This is a genomic window from Mycoplana ramosa (assembly GCF_041930185.1).
Taxonomy (GTDB): domain Bacteria; phylum Pseudomonadota; class Alphaproteobacteria; order Rhizobiales; family Rhizobiaceae; genus Mycoplana; species Mycoplana ramosa.
In genome coordinates, this window is sequence record NZ_JBHEEW010000014.1 from 98107 (window position 1) to 115407 (window position 17301).

The window sequence follows — 17301 nt, forward strand, 5'->3', positions numbered from 1 at the left end:
GCGCTCGCATTTTTTTGAAGGTAACGACAATGACCAGAGCAACTTCCTCCGCCCCCTCGCAGCGCATGCTGCGCGTCGGCGAACAGGTGCGGGCCGCGATCACGCAGGTCCTGCAGCGCGGCGAAGTGCGCGATCCGCTGATCGAGAAGACGGTGATCTCCATATCCGAGGTGCGCATGTCGCCCGACCTGAAGCACGCGACGGCGTATGTCACCCCGCTGGGCGTGCCGGACCATGCGGCCATCATCGAGGCGCTGAACAGGCACGCAAAATTCATCCGCGGCAGGCTCGGGCCGCAGCTCAGGCAGATGAAGTACATGCCGGACGTGCGCTTTCGCGACGATACGAGCTTCGACAACTACCAGAAGATCGACGAGCTGCTGCGCTCGCCCGAGGTCGCGCGCGATCTCGACGACACCGACGAACAATAACGAAGAAGCAATGTCCAAACCACGTAAACCCAAGGGCCGCCCGATCTCGGGCTGGCTGATCCTCGACAAGCCGTTCGACTTCGGCTCGACCGAAGCCGTCTCCAAGATCAAGTGGCTGTTCAAGGCGCAGAAGGCCGGCCACGCCGGGACACTCGATCCGCTGGCCTCCGGCATGCTGCCGATAGCGCTCGGAGATGCCACGAAGACCGTCCCCTATGTCATGGACGGCCGCAAGATCTACGAGTTTACCGTGACCTGGGGCGAGGAGCGCGCGACGGACGATCTCGAAGGCGAGGTGACGCACTCTTCGGGCGTGCGCCCTGCCGAAGAGGCCATCAAGGCGCTCCTGCCGCGCTATACCGGCGTCATCCAGCAGGTCCCGCCGCAATTCTCGGCGATCAAGATCGACGGTGCGCGCGCTTATGACATCGCCCGCGATGGCGAAACCGTCGAGATCCCCTCGCGGGAGGTAGAGATCCACCGCCTGACGCTTCTCGGCTGTCCGGACGCAAACACGGCGCGGTTTGAGGTCGAGTGCGGCAAGGGCACCTATGTGCGCGCGCTTGCCCGCGATTTCGGCCGCGATCTGGGCTGCTACGGGCATATCTCCGAGCTGCGCCGCACCTATGTCGCGCCGTTTGGCGAGGAGGACATGGTGCCGCTGGCCGAGTTGACCGCGCTTGAAGCGATCGAGGACGAGGCCGAGCGGCTTGCCGCGCTGGACGAATTCCTGATCGATACCAGCGAGGCGCTGTCGAACCTGCCGCAGATCGTCGTCAATGACGACCAGGCGCATCGGTTGCGCATGGGCAATCCGATCATCCTGCGGGGCCGCGACGCACCGGTTTCCGCCGACGAGGCCTATGCGACCGCCCGCGGCAAACTGGTTGCGATCGGCGAGGTCGGCGGCGGCGAGTTCCGCCCGAAGCGGGTGTTCAGCTAGACCAAGACGATGCGCGCGGCCGGGCCGCGCGCAGGCCGTGGCGGATCAGGCCAGTCCTTCGGCCTTCAAGGTCGCCTGAACCGACGGGCGTGCCGCAATCCGCTCGACGTAAGCCGTGAGATTAGGCCAGGCGGCAAGCGAGATGCCGGTGACGTTTGCCCAGTTGGTTACGACGAACGCATAGGCATCGGCGACGGTGAAGGCCGAGCCCGTCAAATAGGCCCGGCCGTCCGCCAGGCACGATTCCAGCCAGGCGAATTTCTTGCCGACCATTTCGCGTGCGGCGTCCTTTTCCGCATCCGTCTTGCCAGGGTGAAAGAGGGGGCTGAACGCCTTGTGCAGCTCCGATCCGACAAAGCTCAGCATTTCGTTTACGCGCGCGCGGGCCAACGTCCCGGCCGGCGGCGCAAGGTCCGTCGCGCCATTGGAATCCGCAATGTACTGAAGGATTGCCGGACCTTCGGTGAGGATTTCGCCATCTCCGAGCTCAAGGGCGGGCACCGCCCCCTTGGGATTGATCGCCCAGTAGTTCCGGCCGCTTTCCATGACCTTGGTCTTGGTGCTGACCTTTTCGACCTCGAAAGGCTTTCCAACCTCGTGCAGGATCACATGGGAGGCCATCGAGCAGGCGCCGGGCGAATAGTAGAGCTTCACGTGGATTTCCTTTCTGGAAAGTTATCTGCAACGACGCCGGAAATACTCTGCTGGCGCTCACTTGCAAACACGACATTTGATCGCTGGGTCCGCCCGCGTGTTCCTGACCAAATGTGGCGGCTTGATTTTCGTCAATCCGGAAGGCTGAATGGCGCAGCAGGCACCTCGATGCCAGTCAAGCAGTTGCGACGAGCACACGTGGAGCAGGCCCCTGTGACGATGAGCAAAGGCGGAAGACCGACAGCACCAAGCCACCCCATCGGCCGGGACTGGCGCGAACGGATGCGCCGCCCGGTTGCCTTCTATCTGGTCTGCCTCATTCTCGTGGTCGTCCTGCCCTCGTTTATGTACGCCACGATCGTCCTCAATAGGACGAACGAGGCCCAGGAGCGCGCGGTTGAATTGCTTTTGGAAGCCTCGACCGAGTCGGTGAACAGGGTGCTCGATCGGGAGGTGTCGGCAATGCTGTCGATGCTGTCCTTTTTCGCGACCTCGGTTCATCTGCAAAATCACGACTACCGCAGCCTGCAGGTGCAGGCGGACAAGGCGCTGGCGGGCATCAATGCCCATCTGCTCGTGATCGGTCCGGACTATCGGCTGCGACTGAACTCGCGAGTGCCCTATGGCACAGACCTGGGTGAGACAGCGGATCGGACGACGGCGGAAAAGGCGTTTGAGACCGGCAGGCCCGCCGTATCCGGGCTGTTCTTTGGACGAACCGCACAAAAATGGGTCTTCAATGTCCATTTTCCCGTCCGCCTCAATTCCGGCGAGCGGATGTTGCTGACGCTGACGCAAGATGCAGAGAATCTCATCAAGGTCGTGAACCCGGACATTCTTTCTCCTGAGTGGAATGCAGCCGTGCTGGATGATGCGGGCAAGGTCATCGTGTCGACCGACCCAATGATCAAGACCGGCGATCGCTTCTTCCTTCAGGTTGTCCCCGCCTTGCGGATCGGTCTTGGCAGTGCGCGCCATCAGGACGTCGACTATCAGGTCGTGACGGACTTTTCGCCCCTGACCGGCTGGAAAATCGTGGCCTGGGCGAAGGCGTCGGACGTTCGGGCGACGTCGATGTCGTCGCTCCTGTGGTTGACTGCCGGCGGGGCGGTCATCGCCATTCTGGCAACGGCGGGCGCCGTTTTGATCGCACGCGTCCTTTCGCGGGACGTTCGCATGCTTGCGCATGACGCCGAGCGGCTCGGGCTGGGCGAAAGCGTGCCGCCGCGGCGCCACGTTATCGCGGAGCTGGACACGGTATCCAAGGCACTGTCGGAGGCAGCGGAGGCGCGCACACGGGCCGAGAGCGAGATACGGTTTCTCATGCGCGAGGTGGCACACCGCTCGAAGAACCAGCTGACCGTCATCCAGGCAATGTTGAACCAGTCCGTGAGCGCGCGCGGATCGGCCACGGATTTCGTCGACGCCTTCCGCAAGCGGCTCGCCGGGCTTGCACGATCGACCGAACTGATGATCACAAACGCCACGCTTGGCGTCGATCTCGCCGAGCTTGCCGATAACCAGCTGAAACCCTTTCTGCCCATCGAGCCCGGACGGGTGCGGGTGTCCGGACCGCCGGTGCGGCTTGACAGCCAGGCTTCGCAGACCCTTGGCATGGCCCTTCATGAACTTGCGACCAACGCGGCCAAGCACGGCGCATTCGCCAATGACCGCGGCATCGTCGCATTGTCCTGGGCACTGGAGGGGGACCGGCTGAGCCTTGTCTGGCGCGAAAGCTGTGCGGATTTCGAACCGGACCTGGCCGAGACGCAGCCGAAGGGATTCGGAAGCGTCGTCCTGGAACGCATGCTCGGCATTGCCATGGGTGCGGAGATGGAACGGCGAATGCACGCGGACGGCATAGAATGGCGGTTCTCGATCCCGTTGTCGAAGCTCAAGGAGGAGCAAGGCGAGGCGGCGGCTGAGGGGGGCGGCTGAAGGCGGCATGCGGCGAAAGCCGGCGCGCTGGCAGCCTGCTCGACGCCCCTTCCATTTCGGTGTCGAATGGTTTATAGGCAGCGCCAGCATGCGGGCACGTTTCCGCCTGCCTTAATGGCCGTCGCTGGACGACATCCCGGCGATTGGCGACCCAAAGTCCTCCATTTCAAGAAAGGATCACCGATGTCGATCACTGCTGAGCGCAAGGCTGCGCTGATCAAGGAATACGCAACCGTCGAAGGCGACACCGGTTCCCCGGAAGTTCAGGTTGCCATCCTGACCGAGCGCATCAACAACCTGACGGAACACTTCAAGGGCCACAAGAAGGACAACCACTCCCGTCGTGGCCTCTTGACGATGGTTTCGAGCCGCCGCTCGCTTCTTGACTACCTCAAGAAGAAGGATGAAGCCCGCTACAGCAAGCTGATTGCTGCTTTGGGCATCCGCCGCTAAAGGTTTTCTGGCGGGCGTTCCGCAAGGGGCGCCCGCCAGTCGTATTTGCGGAAGGTTTCCGCTGCTGTTCCGCTGGTCGGAACGAGACACCTCCAGCAGGCCGGATGGGCCGACCTGCGGAACCAACCGATGACCTGTCATGGGGCAGGATTGCAGGATGCTTCAGGCGCTCGCCTGGGTCCGGCGGCGACACGCGGCCGAACCGGACGGTGGGCAAGCCATAGACAGGAAGCCTCCCGTTGTCTTGCCCATGATGCGTCACGAATGCGGATAGAACCACCTGCGCCGGCAAGGCGGCGGTGCGTATCTCCGCAACACGTAAGGACAAGACATGTTCGATACCCACACGGTCGAAATCGAATGGGCGGGCCGTCCGCTCAAACTCGAAACCGGCAAGATCGCCCGTCAGGCTGACGGCGCCGTTCTCGCCACCTATGGCGAGACCGTCGTTCTCGCCACCGTCGTCTCGGCCAAGGCGCCCAAGCCCGGCCAGGACTTCTTCCCGCTCACCGTCAACTACCAGGAAAAGACCTATGCCGCCGGCAAGATCCCGGGCGGCTATTTCAAGCGCGAAGGCCGTCCGAGCGAGAACGAAACCCTCGTCTCCCGCCTGATCGACCGCCCGATTCGCCCGCTTTTCCCGGAAGGCTACAAGAACGACACCCAGGTGATCGTCACGGTCATGCAGCATGACCTGGAAAACAACCCGGACGTCGTTTCGATGGTTGCCGCTTCCGCCGCACTGACCCTGTCCGGCATCCCGTTCATGGGCCCGATCGGCGGCGCACGCGTCGGCTATATCAACGGCGAGTACGTTCTCAACCCGCATCTCGACGAGATGGACGAGTCGACGCTCGACCTCGTCGTTGCCGGCACGCAGGACGCGGTCCTGATGGTCGAATCCGAAGCCAAGGAGCTTCCGGAAGACATCATGCTCGGCGCCGTCATCTTCGGCCAGAAGGGCTTTCAGCCGGTCATCGACGCCATCATCAAGCTCGCCGAAGTGGCCGCCAAGGAGCCGCGTGAGTTCGAGCCGGAAGACTATTCCGCGCTCGAGACCGCCATGCTCGCGATCGCGGAGACCGAGCTGCGCGACGCCTACAAGATCACCGAGAAGGCCGCCCGCTACGCCGCCGTCGACGCGGTCAAGGCAAAGGTGAAGGCGCATTTCCTTCCCGAGGGCGTCGAGAACCCGGAATACACCGCCGAAGAAATCGGCGCGGTGTTCAAGCACCTGCAGGCCAAAATCGTTCGCTGGAACATCCTTGACACCAAGAGCCGCATTGACGGTCGTGATCTCGTCACCGTCCGTCCGATCGTCGCCGAAGTCGGCCTGCTGCCACGCACGCACGGCTCGGCCCTCTTCACCCGGGGCGAAACCCAGGCGATCGTCGTTGCCACGCTCGGCACCGGTGAAGACGAGCAGTACGTCGATTCCTTGACCGGCATGTACAAGGAAAACTTCATGCTGCACTACAACTTCCCGCCCTTCTCGGTCGGCGAGACGGGCCGCATGGGTTCTCCGGGCCGCCGCGAGATCGGCCACGGCAAGCTCGCCTGGCGCGCCGTCCATCCGATGCTGCCGACCGCCGAGCAGTTCCCCTACACGCTGCGCGTCGTCTCCGAGATCACCGAATCGAACGGCTCGTCGTCGATGGCGACCGTCTGCGGCACCTCGCTGGCGCTGATGGATGCCGGCGTGCCCCTGGCGAAGCCGGTCGCGGGCATCGCCATGGGCCTGATCAAGGAAGACGAGCGCTTCGCCGTGTTGTCCGACATCCTGGGCGACGAGGACCACCTCGGCGACATGGACTTCAAGGTGGCGGGCACCGACGCCGGCATCACCTCGCTGCAGATGGACATCAAGATCGCCGGCATCACCGAAGAGATCATGAACGTCGCGCTGAACCAGGCCAAGGAAGGTCGCCTGCACATCCTCGGCGAAATGTCCAAGGCGATCACCGAGAGCCGCTCGGAACTCGGAGAGTTCGCCCCGCGCATCGAGGTGATGAACATCCCGGTCGACAAGATCCGCGAAGTCATCGGCTCGGGCGGCAAGGTCATCCGCGAGATCGTCGAGAAGACCGGCGCCAAGGTCAACATCGAGGACGACGGCACCGTCAAGATCGCCTCGGCCTCGGCCAAGGAGATCGAAGCCGCCCGCAAGTGGATCCACTCGATCGTCGCCGAACCGGAAGTTGGCCAGGTCTACGAAGGCACGGTCGTCAAGACCGCCGATTTCGGCGCCTTCGTCAACTTCTTCGGCCCGCGTGATGGGCTCGTTCACATCTCGCAGCTCTCCTCCGAGCGCGTCGCCAAGACCACCGATGTCGTCAAGGAAGGCGACAAGGTCTATGTCAAGCTCATGGGCTTCGACGAGCGCGGCAAGGTTCGCCTCTCCATGAAGGTCGTCGACCAGGCGACCGGCAAGGAAACTGCCGAGAAGAAGAACGACGGCGGCGAGGCTGCCGAGTAAAATCGTCAAGATTGACTGCGGGGGCGCGGAGCGGCATGTTCCGCGCCCCTTTTTCATTGAAGAAGCGGGCGATCCGCACATTCCGTCCTGAAAGCCTAATCCATGAGCCGCGACGCGCTTAAAACCCTGTTCCATCCCTTTGCCGCAGGCCTGGTCGACATGCCGGCCGAGGGCCAGCGCTATCTCTTCCTTGGCGCCGAGGCCGGCCAGCGCCCGCCGGAGGGGTTTGCGGCGGAGATCGACGCTGTGCAGCCCCTGCGGCCGCTGTTTCGCGCCCTCGAGGCGGCGCGCGCGAAGGTGACGCCGACTGCCGAGGGCGAGGACTATGACGGCGCGCTCGTGCTCTGCGGCAAGCACAAGGGCGAAAACGAGAACCGCATCGCCGACGCCTTGCGGCGCGTGCGCGTCGGTGGGCTGATCGTCATCGCCGGCGGCAAGGAAGACGGCATCCAGTCGCTGCGCAAGCGCCTGGATCGCTTTGCATTCGGCGGCGATCACGCCCCGAAGTATCACGGCGTCGCGTTCTGGTTTACCCGTCCCGCCGATGTCAGCGAGGCAGAAACGGCGCTGACTGCGCGGTCCGTCCGCGTAGAAGACCGCTTCACCGCCGCGCCCGGCATGTTCTCCCACGATCGCGTCGACGAAGGCTCCGAACTGCTGGCAAGCCGCATTCCGGCCGACTTTCGCGGCCATGCCGCCGATTTCGGCGCTGGCTGGGGCTACCTCTCCGTGCTGCTTTCCGAGCAGGCGCCCGGCCTGAAAGGCGTCGACCTGTTCGAGGCCGACTACAACGCGCTGGAAGCGGCCCGGGCGAACATGGCCGAGAACTGCCCCGACATGCCGGCACGCTGCTACTGGCAGGACCTGACGGCCGAAGCGCCGCGCGACCACTACGACCTGATTGTCATGAACCCGCCCTTCCACGAGGGCCACGCCGCCGATCACGGCCTCGGTGCGGCGATGATCCGCATGGCGGCCAAGTCGTTGAAGTCCGGCGGCCGTCTGCTGATGGTGGCCAACCGCGGCCTGCCCTATGAGCCGGTGCTGAAGGAAGCCTTCAAGGACAGCGGCGAGGTCTGCCGCAACGCCCGCTTCAAGGTCCTGTGGGGCAAGCGCTAGATTCCATTTTTGATGGACGCGGCAGCCGACGCCAGCCGTCGGCTGCCGCGTAATCCCTTTCTTAATTCGGATGCGTTTTAAGGAGCCGGCTACTGTTGAAGGCTATGGCGGGGGGATTAGCCGATGAGCTTTACCGAAACGACCACGACGTCCTGGCTTGCCCGGCTCAAGAACGCGCTCGTCATGATCCTGGTCGGCATCGCTCTGGTGTGCGGCTGCATATGGCTGCTCGCCTGGAACGAAGGCCGTTCGGTGACGACCTATCGGGCGCTGGTCGAAGGCGCAGGGCTGGTTGTTTCCGTCGACAGCGCGTCGGTCGATCCTGCAAACGAAGGCAGGCTCGTGCATGTCGCCGGTTCCATACAGCCCGATGGCGTGCCGGCGGACGAAGAACTTGTTGTTTCGGCCGAAGGTGCCCTCGCCGTCCGGCGCATCGTTGAAATGTACCAGTGGGTCCAGCAGGAAAAGTCCGAGACCCAAAAGCAGCTCGGCGGCAGTGAGGAAACGGTCACGACCTATACCTACGCCAAGGAATGGCGAAGCGACGCCGTCGATTCCGGCAGCTTTCGCCAATCCGGGCACGACAATCCGGACATGCCGATCGAGGGGGCTTTCTTTACCGTCGAGAGTGCCAGCCTCGGAGCCTTCCGGGTCGATGGCGACGCAGCCGCCGCTCTCGGCCGGAGCAGCGCGATCAAACTGACGTCCGATGATGCGATGCAAATGGGCGCCATAATCGACCTGGACAGGCCAGCATCGATGCAAAACGGCTGGGCGGTCTTTTCCGAAGACCCCCGCAAGCCGGCGATCGGCGATCTGCGCATCCGCTTGGAGCGAGTCGATCTCGGCGAGGCGAGCTTCGTCGGCGCGCAACGGGGCGACGAGCTCGTCCGCTATCGGGCCAGCAACGGACGCACCCTGTTCCTGAGCGATGCGGGAATCGTCGATGCGGCACGGATGTTCGACGCTGCACAAAGCGAAAACACGCTCATCACCTGGCTGGTTCGCGCCGGCGGTCTGCTGGGAATATTCGTCGGCTTTGCGATGATGCTGTCGATCCTCGGTGTGATCGCCGATGTCGTGCCGTTCATCGGTTCGATCGTCCGCTTCGGCACCGGCGCCGTGGCGCTGGTCCTGACGGTGCTGATCGGTCCGCTCGTGATTGCGATCGCCTGGATCGCCTACCGGCCGCTGGTCGCGACAGGTGTCCTCGTCGCCGGCGTTCTGTTGGCGGCCGGGATCGTCTATCTTCGTCGCGGCGGGCGCGTGACGCCGGCGACAGCGTAACATCACGGCCGTGCCTGCGGGACGGCCGTGCGGGCATAGCCTTTCCTTTCTCCTCTTTGCGTGATTCCTTCCGGCCTAGCGATTCGGCCGCTGCCGAATGGGATGCCAACGGACGGAGTGGGCTTGAGCTATCTCGCATCGAAAATATTCTGGCTGGCCGCGCAGCCGCTGTCGCTGGCCTTCTTCGCCATCGTTCTCGCCCTTGTCGTCGGCTGGACCGGCCGACGACGCCTGCAGGCGCTGCTGACGGCAGTGTCCGCACTGATCCTCTTCATCACCCTCTACACCAGCACCGGTACCGTCATGCTGCAGGCTCTGGAGGACCACATTCCAAGAGCCGCAATGCCGAGCGCCGGTCCCGGCTGCATCATCGTGCTCGGCGGCAGTTTCGAGGCAGAGGTGATCGCTGCGCGGGGCGGGCTGGAGATGAACCAGGCAGGCGACCGCTTCGTCGAAACGCTGCGGCTGGCGCGGACCTATCCGGATGCTCGCATTCTGGTCTCCGGCGGGGATGGCTCGTTCAGCGGTCGCTATGCGGGCGATGCGGCCGTTGCGGCCCAGTTCTTCGGAAGTTTCGGGATTGCGGCCGAGCGCCTGATTCAGGAAACGCACTCGCGGACAACCTTCGAGAATGTCGAGAATACGAAGAGCCTGCTTGCTGAAAACGGCTTGGACAATTGCCTGCTGGTGACCTCGGCGTTCCACATGCCGCGCGCGATCGGGCTGTTTCGCAAGGCTGGCCTGAGCGCCCTGCCCTGGCCGACGGATTACCGCACGAGTGGCGCAGCACGGCTGGCGCTGGACTTCACCCAGCCTTCGGCCAATGCCCAGCTGACCACGACGGCGCTGCGCGAATGGGTCGGCCTCCTTGCCTACTATCTGGCGGGCCGCACGCAGACGCTGCTGCCGGGTTGATTCGACGGGGCTGGCGTCGACGGCGCCTATCTCTTGGAGATCGTGTCGAAGCGCAGGCCCCGGACGCGGCTGGTTATGATGCAATACTCGTCGTCGTCGCGACCGCAGGAGGCGGCGTTGGCCTTCATCTCGAACACGAGATTGCCGTAACGCTTCTTCAGTTCGTATCCGTACAGGTCGGCGTTGGCGATGAAGACATAGCCACCTTCCGCCACGCCCACGTAAAAATTGTGGGGGCATCCGACATTGCCGCAGAGCTTGCCGTCAGTTCCGTCGCAATTCACCGCCCCGAGATTGGTAATGACGTCTTCCAGGCCGTCATTGTTGAAGTCGATGATGGCGGCGAAGTCGTCCCCATAGACCGCGGTCTTGCACTGGGCGGCCACCTGGGCCTTCTCGTAGGCGAGGGCATCGTCGATGATTTCCGCCGCCTCGCCCGATGCCGGCTGGATCAAGGCAAAGGATAGAAGGGCTATGCAAAGGGCAAAGCGGGAAAACATCGTGCAAGGCCTTTCCATGGTCGCGGGATCAGTCAAGATAGGGTGCCGCACGCCCTTTTGGGCGAGGCAGGGGGCATTTGGACCGCATCATTGCCTGATCAATCTGTCGCGAGGCTGGCTGTCCTCGCGGCGATCGCTGCGAGAGGGAACCGCGTGACGATACTCGAACTGCTCGACTATGCCGGCGTCGCTGTCTTTGCCGCAACCGGTGCGCTTTCGGCTTCCCGCAAACAGCTCGACGTGATCGGCTTTCTCTTCCTGGCGGCGGCGACGGGAATTGGCGGTGGCACCTTTCGCGATCTCGTCCTGGGTGCCGGGCCGGTCTTCTGGGTGGCCAAACCGACCTATCTGATCGTGTGCGTCGCCGTGGGGCTGGTGGTTTTCTTCACCGCGCACCTGTTCGAGTCGCGCTACCGCCTGCTTTTGTGGTTCGACGCGCTCGGCATGGCGGCGTACAGCGTGATGGGGGCGGCCAAGGGACTGGCGGCGACGGGCTCGCCCGCCGTGGCGATCACGACCGGTGTCATGACTGCAAGCGTCGGCGGCATTTTGCGGGATGTGCTTGCGGGCGAGCCGACCATTCTGCTGCGGCCGGAGATCTATGTGACCGCAGCCCTCACCGGGGCCTCGGTGTTCACGGTGGCTGGCCTCGCCGGCGTGCCACTTGCGGCCGCCTCGGCGGCCGGCTTCGTCGCCGCCTTTCTCGTCCGCGGTGGCGCCCTGCGGTTCGGCTGGCGCATTCCCGTCTACAGGCCGCGCCCCGGTCGACATCCAGACGATGTGATGTAGGCCGGCAATGAGGAGGAAGGGAAGCTGTCGAAAGGCCAGCCGGTCCGTCAGCGAGACTTTTTGGGGCGCAGCCGGATGATCACGTCGACGTGGGCGATTTCCATGCCCTCGGGCGGTTCGGGCAGGTTGCCGATCTCGATGCTGCTCAACGGAATATCGAGCACTTCGTTCTCGCCCTCGACGAAGAAATGATGGTGGTCGGAAATATTGGTGTCGAAATAGGTCCGCGAGCCTTCCATGGCCAGCACGCGCAGCAGCCCGGCTTCCGTGAACTGGTGCAGGGTGTTGTAGACCGTTGCGAGCGACACGGGGACACCCGCATTCACTGCCTCTTCGTGCAGTTCCTCCACGGTGAGGTGGCGATCACCCTTGGCGAAGAGAAGATCGGCCAGCGCGATGCGTTGCCGCGTGGGCCGCAGGCCGCAGTCGCGCAACCGCGCTTCGATGGTGACTTCTCTTGCATGCGCCATGGGAGAATCCACTTGCCGGACCTTGCAGAACAATCTTGACGTTTCGATATAACTTTTGGAACCGGTGGATTCAATAGTTTTGAAATATGCGACGATGCGCCCGAATGCGGAAAACCAGCCCTTTGACGCGCCGGTGGGCACTTTGGACTAGCTGTAGACCCGGTCATCATGTATGCGGAACGCGAAAATGACGCCGCATTTCGACCGGGATGCGGCAATCATCAGCGGCGCGGGATCGAGCCGGCGCTTCAATTTGGTGCCATCCTGCTCTAATGCTGGATGATAAGAACGTTAGGACCGGGGAAGATAAAGTCCATGACCACCAGGCAGTCCAGCTTCACCTATGAAGAAATCCTCTCCTGCGGGCGCGGTGAGCTTTTCGGCCCGGGCAACGCCCAGCTGCCGCTTCCGCCGATGCTGATGGTCCATCGCATCACCGACATTTCCGAAACGGGCGGCGCCTTCGACAAGGGCTATATCCGCGCCGAATACGACGTGCGTCCCGACGATTGGTATTTTCCCTGCCACTTCCAGGGCAACCCGATCATGCCGGGCTGCCTCGGCCTCGACGGCATGTGGCAGCTCACCGGCTTCTTCCTCGGCTGGCTCGGCGAGCCCGGCCGCGGCATGGCGCTGTCCACCGGCGAAGTGAAGTTCAAGGGCATGGTCCGGCCGACGACGAAGCTGCTCGAATACGGCATCGACTTCAAGCGCGTCATGCGCGGACGCCTGGTGCTCGGCACGGCGGACGGCTGGCTGAAGGCCGACGGCGAGACGATCTACCAGGCGAGCGACCTGCGCGTCGGCCTGTCGAAAGACAAGGTCGAGTGAGGCGGCTGCGCGTATCGAGCGACAAAAATAGAAAAGGTCTGTTGAAATGAGACGGGTTGTTGTTACGGGTTTGGGGGTCGTTTCCTCCATCGGGAACAATGCGGACGAGGTGACGTCTTCGCTGCGCGACGCCAGATCTGGCATCAGCTTTTCCAAGGACTTTGCCGACCACGGCTTCAAGTGCCAGGTTTGGGGGGCGCCCAATCTCGACACCACCGATCTGGTCGATCGCCGTGCCATGCGTTTTCTGTCGCAGGGCGGCGCCTGGAACCACGTCGCGATGAAGCAGGCGATCGCCGATGCCGGCCTCGAGGAAAAGGACTACGCAGGCAACGAGCGTACCGGCATCATCATGGGCTCCGGCGGCCCGTCCACCCGCACGATCGTCGAGGCCGCCGACATCACGCTGAAGAACGGCAGCCCGAAGCGCATCGGTCCGTTCGCGGTGCCGAAGGCGATGTCATCAACCGCGTCGGCCACGCTCGCCACCTGGTTCAAGATCCACGGCGTCAACTATTCGATTTCCTCGGCGTGCTCGACCTCCGCCCATTGCATCGGCAACGCTGCCGAAATGATCCAGTGGGGCAAGCAGGACATGATGTTCGCCGGCGGCCACGAGGATCTCGACTGGTCGATGTCCAACCTGTTCGACGCCATGGGCGCGATGTCGTCGAAGTACAATGAAACGCCGGCCACCGCCTCGCGTGCCTATGATGTCAACCGCGACGGCTTCGTCATCGCGGGCGGCGCAGGCGTGCTGGTGCTTGAGGAGCTGGAGCACGCCAAGGCACGCGGCGCGAAGATCTATGCCGAGATCGCCGGTTACGGCGCGACGTCGGACGGCTACGACATGGTCGCCCCGTCGGGCGAGGGGGCGGTGCGTTGCATGCGCCAGGCGCTTTCGACGGTGAAGGGTGACGTCGACTACATCAACACGCACGGCACGTCGACGCCGGTCGGCGACTCCAAGGAGATCGCTGCCATCCGCGAGGTCTTTGGCGAAAAGATGCCGCACATCCAGTCGACGAAGTCACTCACCGGCCATTCGCTTGGCGCCGCCGGCGTGCAGGAATCGATCTACAGCCTTTTGATGATGCAGGCGGGCTTCATCGGCGAGAGTGCACACATCGCCGAACTCGACCCCGAATTCGACGGCGTGCCGATCGTGCGCAAGCGCATCGACAACGCAAAGATCGACATTGCTTTGTCCAATTCCTTCGGCTTTGGCGGCACCAACGCGACGCTGGTCTTCCAGCGCTACAACGGATGAGAGACCAGATGACGGGGATCATGAAGGGAAAACGCGGCCTGATCATGGGGGTCGCGAACAATCACTCCATCGCCTGGGGCATTTCCAAGGCGCTTGCCGGCCAGGGCGCAGAGCTCGCCTTCACCTATCAGGGCGAGGCGCTGGGCAAGCGGGTCAAGCCGCTGGCAGCCGAACTCGGCTCCGATTTCCTGCTGCCCTGCGACGTCGAGGACATTGGCTCGGTCGATGCCGTCATTGCGTCGATCAAGGAGCGTTGGGGCAAGCTCGATTTCGTCGTCCACGCGATCGGTTTCTCCGACAAGAACGAGCTGAAGGGGCTCTATGCAGACACCTCTCGGGAGAATTTCACCCGCACCATGGTGATCTCCTGCTTCTCCTTCACCGAAATCGCCCGCCGCGCGGCCGAACTGATGGAAGCGGGCGGCACCATGCTGACGCTGACCTACGGCGGCTCGGTCCGCGTCATGCCGAACTACAACGTCATGGGCGTCGCCAAGGCGGGGCTGGAGGCTTCCGTGCGCTATCTCGCCGGCGACTATGGCCCACGCGGCATCCGTGTGAACGCGATCTCGGCAGGCCCGATCCGCACGCTGGCCGGCGCCGGCATCTCCGACGCGCGCGCCATGCTCTCCTGGCAGCAGAAGAATTCGCCGCTGCGTCGTACCGTCACCATCGACGATGTCGGCAGTTCCGCGCTTTATCTGCTTTCGGATCTCTCAAGCGGCGTCACCGGCGAAATCCACTATGTCGACGCCGGCTTCAACATCACCTCGATGCCGACGCTGGAAACGCTCACCAGGGCCGACAGCGAATAAGGACAGGGGCCCCCGGCGTCCGGCCGGGGGCCGTTTCCCCGGCTGACCGCTCACCGCAGGATCAGCATGGCGATCAGAACGAGCATCGCCGCGAGGATGCCGCACAGCACCCAGCGCACGCGATTGTTCAAGTCCGGTGTGGCGGGATCGGCCGGATGCTTGACAAAGCCGAGTGGCGTCTCCGAGGTCGGAGTATGGCCCTCGCCCTCCATGATGTCCTTGGCAATCACTTCCGCCACGTCTTTTGTGATCGGCGGCCTGGAAGGTCCGAAAACCATCGCACGTGCTCCCCATAGAAACCGCCAGGATGGTGGACCCGCAGCGGCGCATTTGCAATCGGGATTTGCATGGGGGGCCGTGCCGCCCCTCGATGCGGGTGGTCGGTCGAAGCCACCGATCGGGCCACAGGCGGTCGGTCCAATGACCATGCCGCTGTCGCGACACCGATCATGGTAAAGCGCCGGTCCATTTACTGCTTTGCGGGCGTTGAAGCCGCTGCTATATGGCGCCAATGAGCACCAATTCTTCGACGCCCCTGGACCATATCCGCAACTTCTCGATCGTGGCCCACATCGACCACGGCAAGTCGACGCTGGCCGACCGGCTGATCCAGTCAACGGGAGGACTGGCCGATCGCGAAATGTCCGAGCAGGTGCTCGACAACATGGAGATCGAGCGCGAGCGCGGCATCACCATCAAAGCCCAGACCGTGCGTCTGCACTACAAGGCGCAGAACGGCGAGACCTACATCCTCAACCTGATCGACACGCCCGGCCACGTCGACTTCGCCTACGAGGTGTCGCGCTCGCTGTCGGCCTGCGAGGGTTCGCTGCTCGTCGTCGACGCCTCGCAAGGGGTGGAAGCCCAGACGCTCGCCAACGTCTACCAGGCGATCGACAACAACCACGAGCTCGTCACCGTCCTCAACAAGATCGACCTGCCAGCCGCCGAGCCGGATCGCATCAAGGAGCAGATCGAGGAGGTGATCGGCATCGACGCCTCCGACGCCGTGCTGATTTCAGCCAAGACCGGTCTTGGCATCGGCGACGTGCTCGAGGCGATCGTCCACAAGCTGCCGGCGCCGAAGAGCCCGGGCGGCGAGACCGCGCCACTCAAGGCGCTGCTGGTCGACAGCTGGTACGACACCTATCTCGGCGTCATGGTGCTCGTGCGCGTCATCGAGGGGCGGCTCACAAAGGGCCAGACCATCCGCATGATGGGCACCGGCGCGAAATATTCGGTCGAGCGCGTCGGCGTGCTGACGCCGAAGATGGTGGCGATGGACAGTCTCGGCCCCGGCGAGATCGGCTTCATCACCGCCTCGATCAAGGAAGTGGCTGATACCCGCGTCGGCGATACGATCACCGACGACAAGCGGCCCACGGCGCAAGCGCTGCCCGGTTTCAAGCCGGCCCAGCCGGTGGTGTTCTGCGGCCTGTTTCCGGTCGATGCCGCCGACTTCGACGAACTGCGCTCGGCGATGGGCAAGCTGCGGCTGAACGATGCGTCGTTCTCCTTCGAAATGGAAAGCTCGGCCGCCCTTGGATTCGGTTTCCGCTGCGGCTTCCTCGGCCTCTTGCATCTCGAAATCATCCAGGAGCGCCTGTCCCGCGAGTTCGACCTCGACCTGATCGCAACCGCCCCTTCGGTCGTCTACCAGTTGACGATGACGGACGGCACCGAGAAGGAACTGCACAACCCGGCCGACATGCCGGACGTGGTCAAGATCTCCGAGTTCCGCGAGCCCTGGATCAAGGCGACGATCCTGACGCCGGATGAGTATCTCGGCGGCATCCTGAAGCTCTGCCAGGATCGTCGCGGCATCCAGACCGAACTGACCTATGTCGGCAACCGCGCCATGCTCACCTACGACCTGCCGCTCAACGAGGTGGTGTTCGACTTCTACGACCGGCTGAAGTCGATCTCGAAGGGCTACGCCTCGTTCGACTACAACCTGTCGGACTATCGCGAGAGCGACCTCGTCAAGATGTCGATCCTCGTCAACGGCGAACCGGTCGATGCGCTGTCCATGCTGGTCCACCGTTCGGCCGCTGAAAAGCGCGGTCGCGTCATGTGCGAGAAGCTGAAGGACCTGATCCCGCAGCACATGTTCCAGATCCCGATCCAGGCGGCGATCGGCGGCCGCATCATCGCCCGCGAGACCGTGCGGGCGCTGCGCAAGGACGTCACCGCCAAGTGCTACGGTGGCGACGCCACCCGCAAGCGCAAGCTTCTGGAGAAGCAGAAGGAAGGCAAGAAGCGCATGCGCCAGTTCGGCAAGGTGGAGATCCCGCAGGAAGCGTTTATTGCAGCGCTGAAGATGGGCGACGAGTGAAGGGCCGATGAGGTCCTTCCAAGCCGAGCGGCTACCGGCGTGAGCTGGTCGCATAGCTTGGTGCGCCAGATCCGC

17 protein-coding genes are annotated in these 17301 nt (G+C 63.5%); 13 read left to right on the forward strand and 4 right to left on the reverse strand.

Translation table 11 applies throughout. From position 1 onward, the window contains the following. Positions 1 to 29 precede the first annotated feature (29 nt). A complete protein-coding gene (rbfA, locus tag JNC62_RS17485; RefSeq protein ID WP_374840287.1) occupies positions 30 to 431 on the forward strand; it encodes a 30S ribosome-binding factor RbfA in 402 nt (133 codons plus the stop codon). 10 nt (positions 432 to 441) lie between these two features. Further along, positions 442 to 1374 carry a tRNA pseudouridine(55) synthase TruB gene (truB, locus tag JNC62_RS17490; protein WP_374840288.1) on the forward strand — a complete coding sequence of 311 codons (933 nt, stop codon included), beginning with the start codon at positions 442 to 444 and terminating at the stop codon, positions 1372 to 1374. A gap of 45 nt (positions 1375 to 1419) precedes the next feature. Here truB and gstA read toward each other — a convergent pair whose 3' ends face one another. Beyond that, complete coding sequence (gene gstA, locus JNC62_RS17495) at positions 1420 to 2028, reverse strand: glutathione transferase GstA (protein ID WP_374840289.1); 609 nt, start codon at positions 2026 to 2028, stop codon at positions 1420 to 1422. 219 nt (positions 2029 to 2247) lie between these two features. Here gstA and JNC62_RS17500 point away from each other — a divergent pair, with 219 nt between their 5' ends. From JNC62_RS17500 to JNC62_RS17525, 6 genes are all read left to right on the forward strand, one after another. After that, a complete protein-coding gene (locus JNC62_RS17500; RefSeq protein ID WP_374840351.1) occupies positions 2248 to 3966 on the forward strand; it encodes a sensor histidine kinase in 1719 nt (572 codons plus the stop codon). A gap of 183 nt (positions 3967 to 4149) precedes the next feature. Continuing rightward, the gene (gene rpsO / locus JNC62_RS17505) at positions 4150 to 4419 is read left to right on the forward strand and encodes a 30S ribosomal protein S15 (protein ID WP_112600475.1); all 270 of its coding nucleotides are present in this window, start codon (positions 4150 to 4152) and stop codon (positions 4417 to 4419) included. A 331-nt stretch (positions 4420 to 4750) separates the two neighbouring features. Next, positions 4751 to 6895 carry a polyribonucleotide nucleotidyltransferase gene (gene pnp / locus JNC62_RS17510; protein WP_374840290.1) on the forward strand — a complete coding sequence of 715 codons (2145 nt, stop codon included), beginning with the start codon at positions 4751 to 4753 and terminating at the stop codon, positions 6893 to 6895. 102 nt (positions 6896 to 6997) lie between these two features. Continuing rightward, positions 6998 to 8014, forward strand: a complete 1017-nt coding sequence (locus JNC62_RS17515; protein ID WP_374840291.1) for a class I SAM-dependent methyltransferase — start codon at positions 6998 to 7000, stop codon at positions 8012 to 8014. Between the two features lie 123 nt (positions 8015 to 8137). Continuing rightward, positions 8138 to 9301 (forward strand): TMEM43 family protein, encoded by a 1164-nt coding sequence (locus JNC62_RS17520; RefSeq protein ID WP_374840292.1) that lies wholly within the window; start codon positions 8138 to 8140, stop codon positions 9299 to 9301. A gap of 123 nt (positions 9302 to 9424) precedes the next feature. Beyond that, positions 9425 to 10216 carry a YdcF family protein gene (locus JNC62_RS17525; protein ID WP_374840293.1) on the forward strand — a complete coding sequence of 264 codons (792 nt, stop codon included), beginning with the start codon at positions 9425 to 9427 and terminating at the stop codon, positions 10214 to 10216. A 26-nt stretch (positions 10217 to 10242) separates the two neighbouring features. On the opposite strand, the gene JNC62_RS17530 is transcribed toward JNC62_RS17525, so the two are convergent. Then, positions 10243 to 10716, reverse strand: a complete 474-nt coding sequence (locus tag JNC62_RS17530) for a hypothetical protein (protein ID WP_374840294.1) — start codon at positions 10714 to 10716, stop codon at positions 10243 to 10245. Positions 10717 to 10869: 153 nt separating this feature from the next. Between JNC62_RS17530 and JNC62_RS17535 the strand changes: the two genes are divergently transcribed. Continuing rightward, a complete protein-coding gene (locus JNC62_RS17535; RefSeq protein ID WP_374840295.1) occupies positions 10870 to 11505 on the forward strand; it encodes a trimeric intracellular cation channel family protein in 636 nt (211 codons plus the stop codon). Between the two features lie 47 nt (positions 11506 to 11552). Here the strand turns inward: JNC62_RS17535 and irrA are convergent, their stop codons facing one another. Beyond that, positions 11553 to 11975, reverse strand: a complete 423-nt coding sequence (irrA, locus tag JNC62_RS17540; protein ID WP_374840296.1) for an iron response transcriptional regulator IrrA — start codon at positions 11973 to 11975, stop codon at positions 11553 to 11555. Positions 11976 to 12290: 315 nt separating this feature from the next. Here irrA and fabA point away from each other — a divergent pair, with 315 nt between their 5' ends. From fabA to fabI, 3 genes are read left to right on the forward strand one after another with little or no spacing between them, the layout of a single operon-like run. Continuing rightward, complete coding sequence (fabA, locus tag JNC62_RS17545) at positions 12291 to 12806, forward strand: 3-hydroxyacyl-[acyl-carrier-protein] dehydratase FabA (RefSeq protein ID WP_374840297.1); 516 nt, start codon at positions 12291 to 12293, stop codon at positions 12804 to 12806. Positions 12807 to 12852: 46 nt separating this feature from the next. Continuing rightward, positions 12853 to 14076 (forward strand): beta-ketoacyl-ACP synthase I, encoded by a 1224-nt coding sequence (gene fabB, locus JNC62_RS17550; protein WP_374840298.1) that lies wholly within the window; start codon positions 12853 to 12855, stop codon positions 14074 to 14076. Positions 14077 to 14084: 8 nt separating this feature from the next. Beyond that, positions 14085 to 14891, forward strand: coding sequence for an enoyl-ACP reductase FabI (gene fabI / locus JNC62_RS17555; protein WP_374840299.1), 807 nt, complete (start codon positions 14085 to 14087; stop codon positions 14889 to 14891). Positions 14892 to 14941: 50 nt separating this feature from the next. Here fabI and JNC62_RS17560 read toward each other — a convergent pair whose 3' ends face one another. Beyond that, the gene (locus JNC62_RS17560) at positions 14942 to 15169 is read right to left on the reverse strand and encodes a hypothetical protein (RefSeq protein WP_374840300.1); all 228 of its coding nucleotides are present in this window, start codon (positions 15167 to 15169) and stop codon (positions 14942 to 14944) included. 224 nt (positions 15170 to 15393) lie between these two features. Between JNC62_RS17560 and lepA the strand changes: the two genes are divergently transcribed. Then, positions 15394 to 17226, forward strand: a complete 1833-nt coding sequence (lepA, locus tag JNC62_RS17565; protein ID WP_374840301.1) for a translation elongation factor 4 — start codon at positions 15394 to 15396, stop codon at positions 17224 to 17226. Positions 17227 to 17301: the final 75 nt, after the last annotated feature.

Bases quoted from the DNA above. Each gene is read 5' to 3' on its own strand.
- rbfA (WP_374840287.1), top strand. From the start codon at position 30: ATGACCAGAGCAACTTCCTCCGCCCCCTCGCAGCGCATGCTGCGCGTC.
- truB (WP_374840288.1), top strand. From the start codon at position 442: ATGTCCAAACCACGTAAACCCAAGGGCCGCCCGATCTCGGGCTGGCTG.
- JNC62_RS17500 (WP_374840351.1), top strand. From the start codon at position 2,248: ATGAGCAAAGGCGGAAGACCGACAGCACCAAGCCACCCCATCGGCCGG.
- rpsO (WP_112600475.1), top strand. From the start codon at position 4,150: ATGTCGATCACTGCTGAGCGCAAGGCTGCGCTGATCAAGGAATACGCA.
- pnp (WP_374840290.1), top strand. From the start codon at position 4,751: ATGTTCGATACCCACACGGTCGAAATCGAATGGGCGGGCCGTCCGCTC.
- JNC62_RS17515 (WP_374840291.1), top strand. From the start codon at position 6,998: ATGAGCCGCGACGCGCTTAAAACCCTGTTCCATCCCTTTGCCGCAGGC.
- JNC62_RS17520 (WP_374840292.1), top strand. From the start codon at position 8,138: ATGAGCTTTACCGAAACGACCACGACGTCCTGGCTTGCCCGGCTCAAG.
- JNC62_RS17530 (WP_374840294.1), bottom strand. From the start codon at position 10,716: ATGTTTTCCCGCTTTGCCCTTTGCATAGCCCTTCTATCCTTTGCCTTG.
- irrA (WP_374840296.1), bottom strand. From the start codon at position 11,975: ATGGCGCATGCAAGAGAAGTCACCATCGAAGCGCGGTTGCGCGACTGC.
- fabA (WP_374840297.1), top strand. From the start codon at position 12,291: ATGACCACCAGGCAGTCCAGCTTCACCTATGAAGAAATCCTCTCCTGC.
- fabB (WP_374840298.1), top strand. From the start codon at position 12,853: ATGAGACGGGTTGTTGTTACGGGTTTGGGGGTCGTTTCCTCCATCGGG.
- fabI (WP_374840299.1), top strand. From the start codon at position 14,085: ATGACGGGGATCATGAAGGGAAAACGCGGCCTGATCATGGGGGTCGCG.
- JNC62_RS17560 (WP_374840300.1), bottom strand. From the start codon at position 15,169: ATGGTTTTCGGACCTTCCAGGCCGCCGATCACAAAAGACGTGGCGGAA.
- lepA (WP_374840301.1), top strand. From the start codon at position 15,394: ATGGCGCCAATGAGCACCAATTCTTCGACGCCCCTGGACCATATCCGC.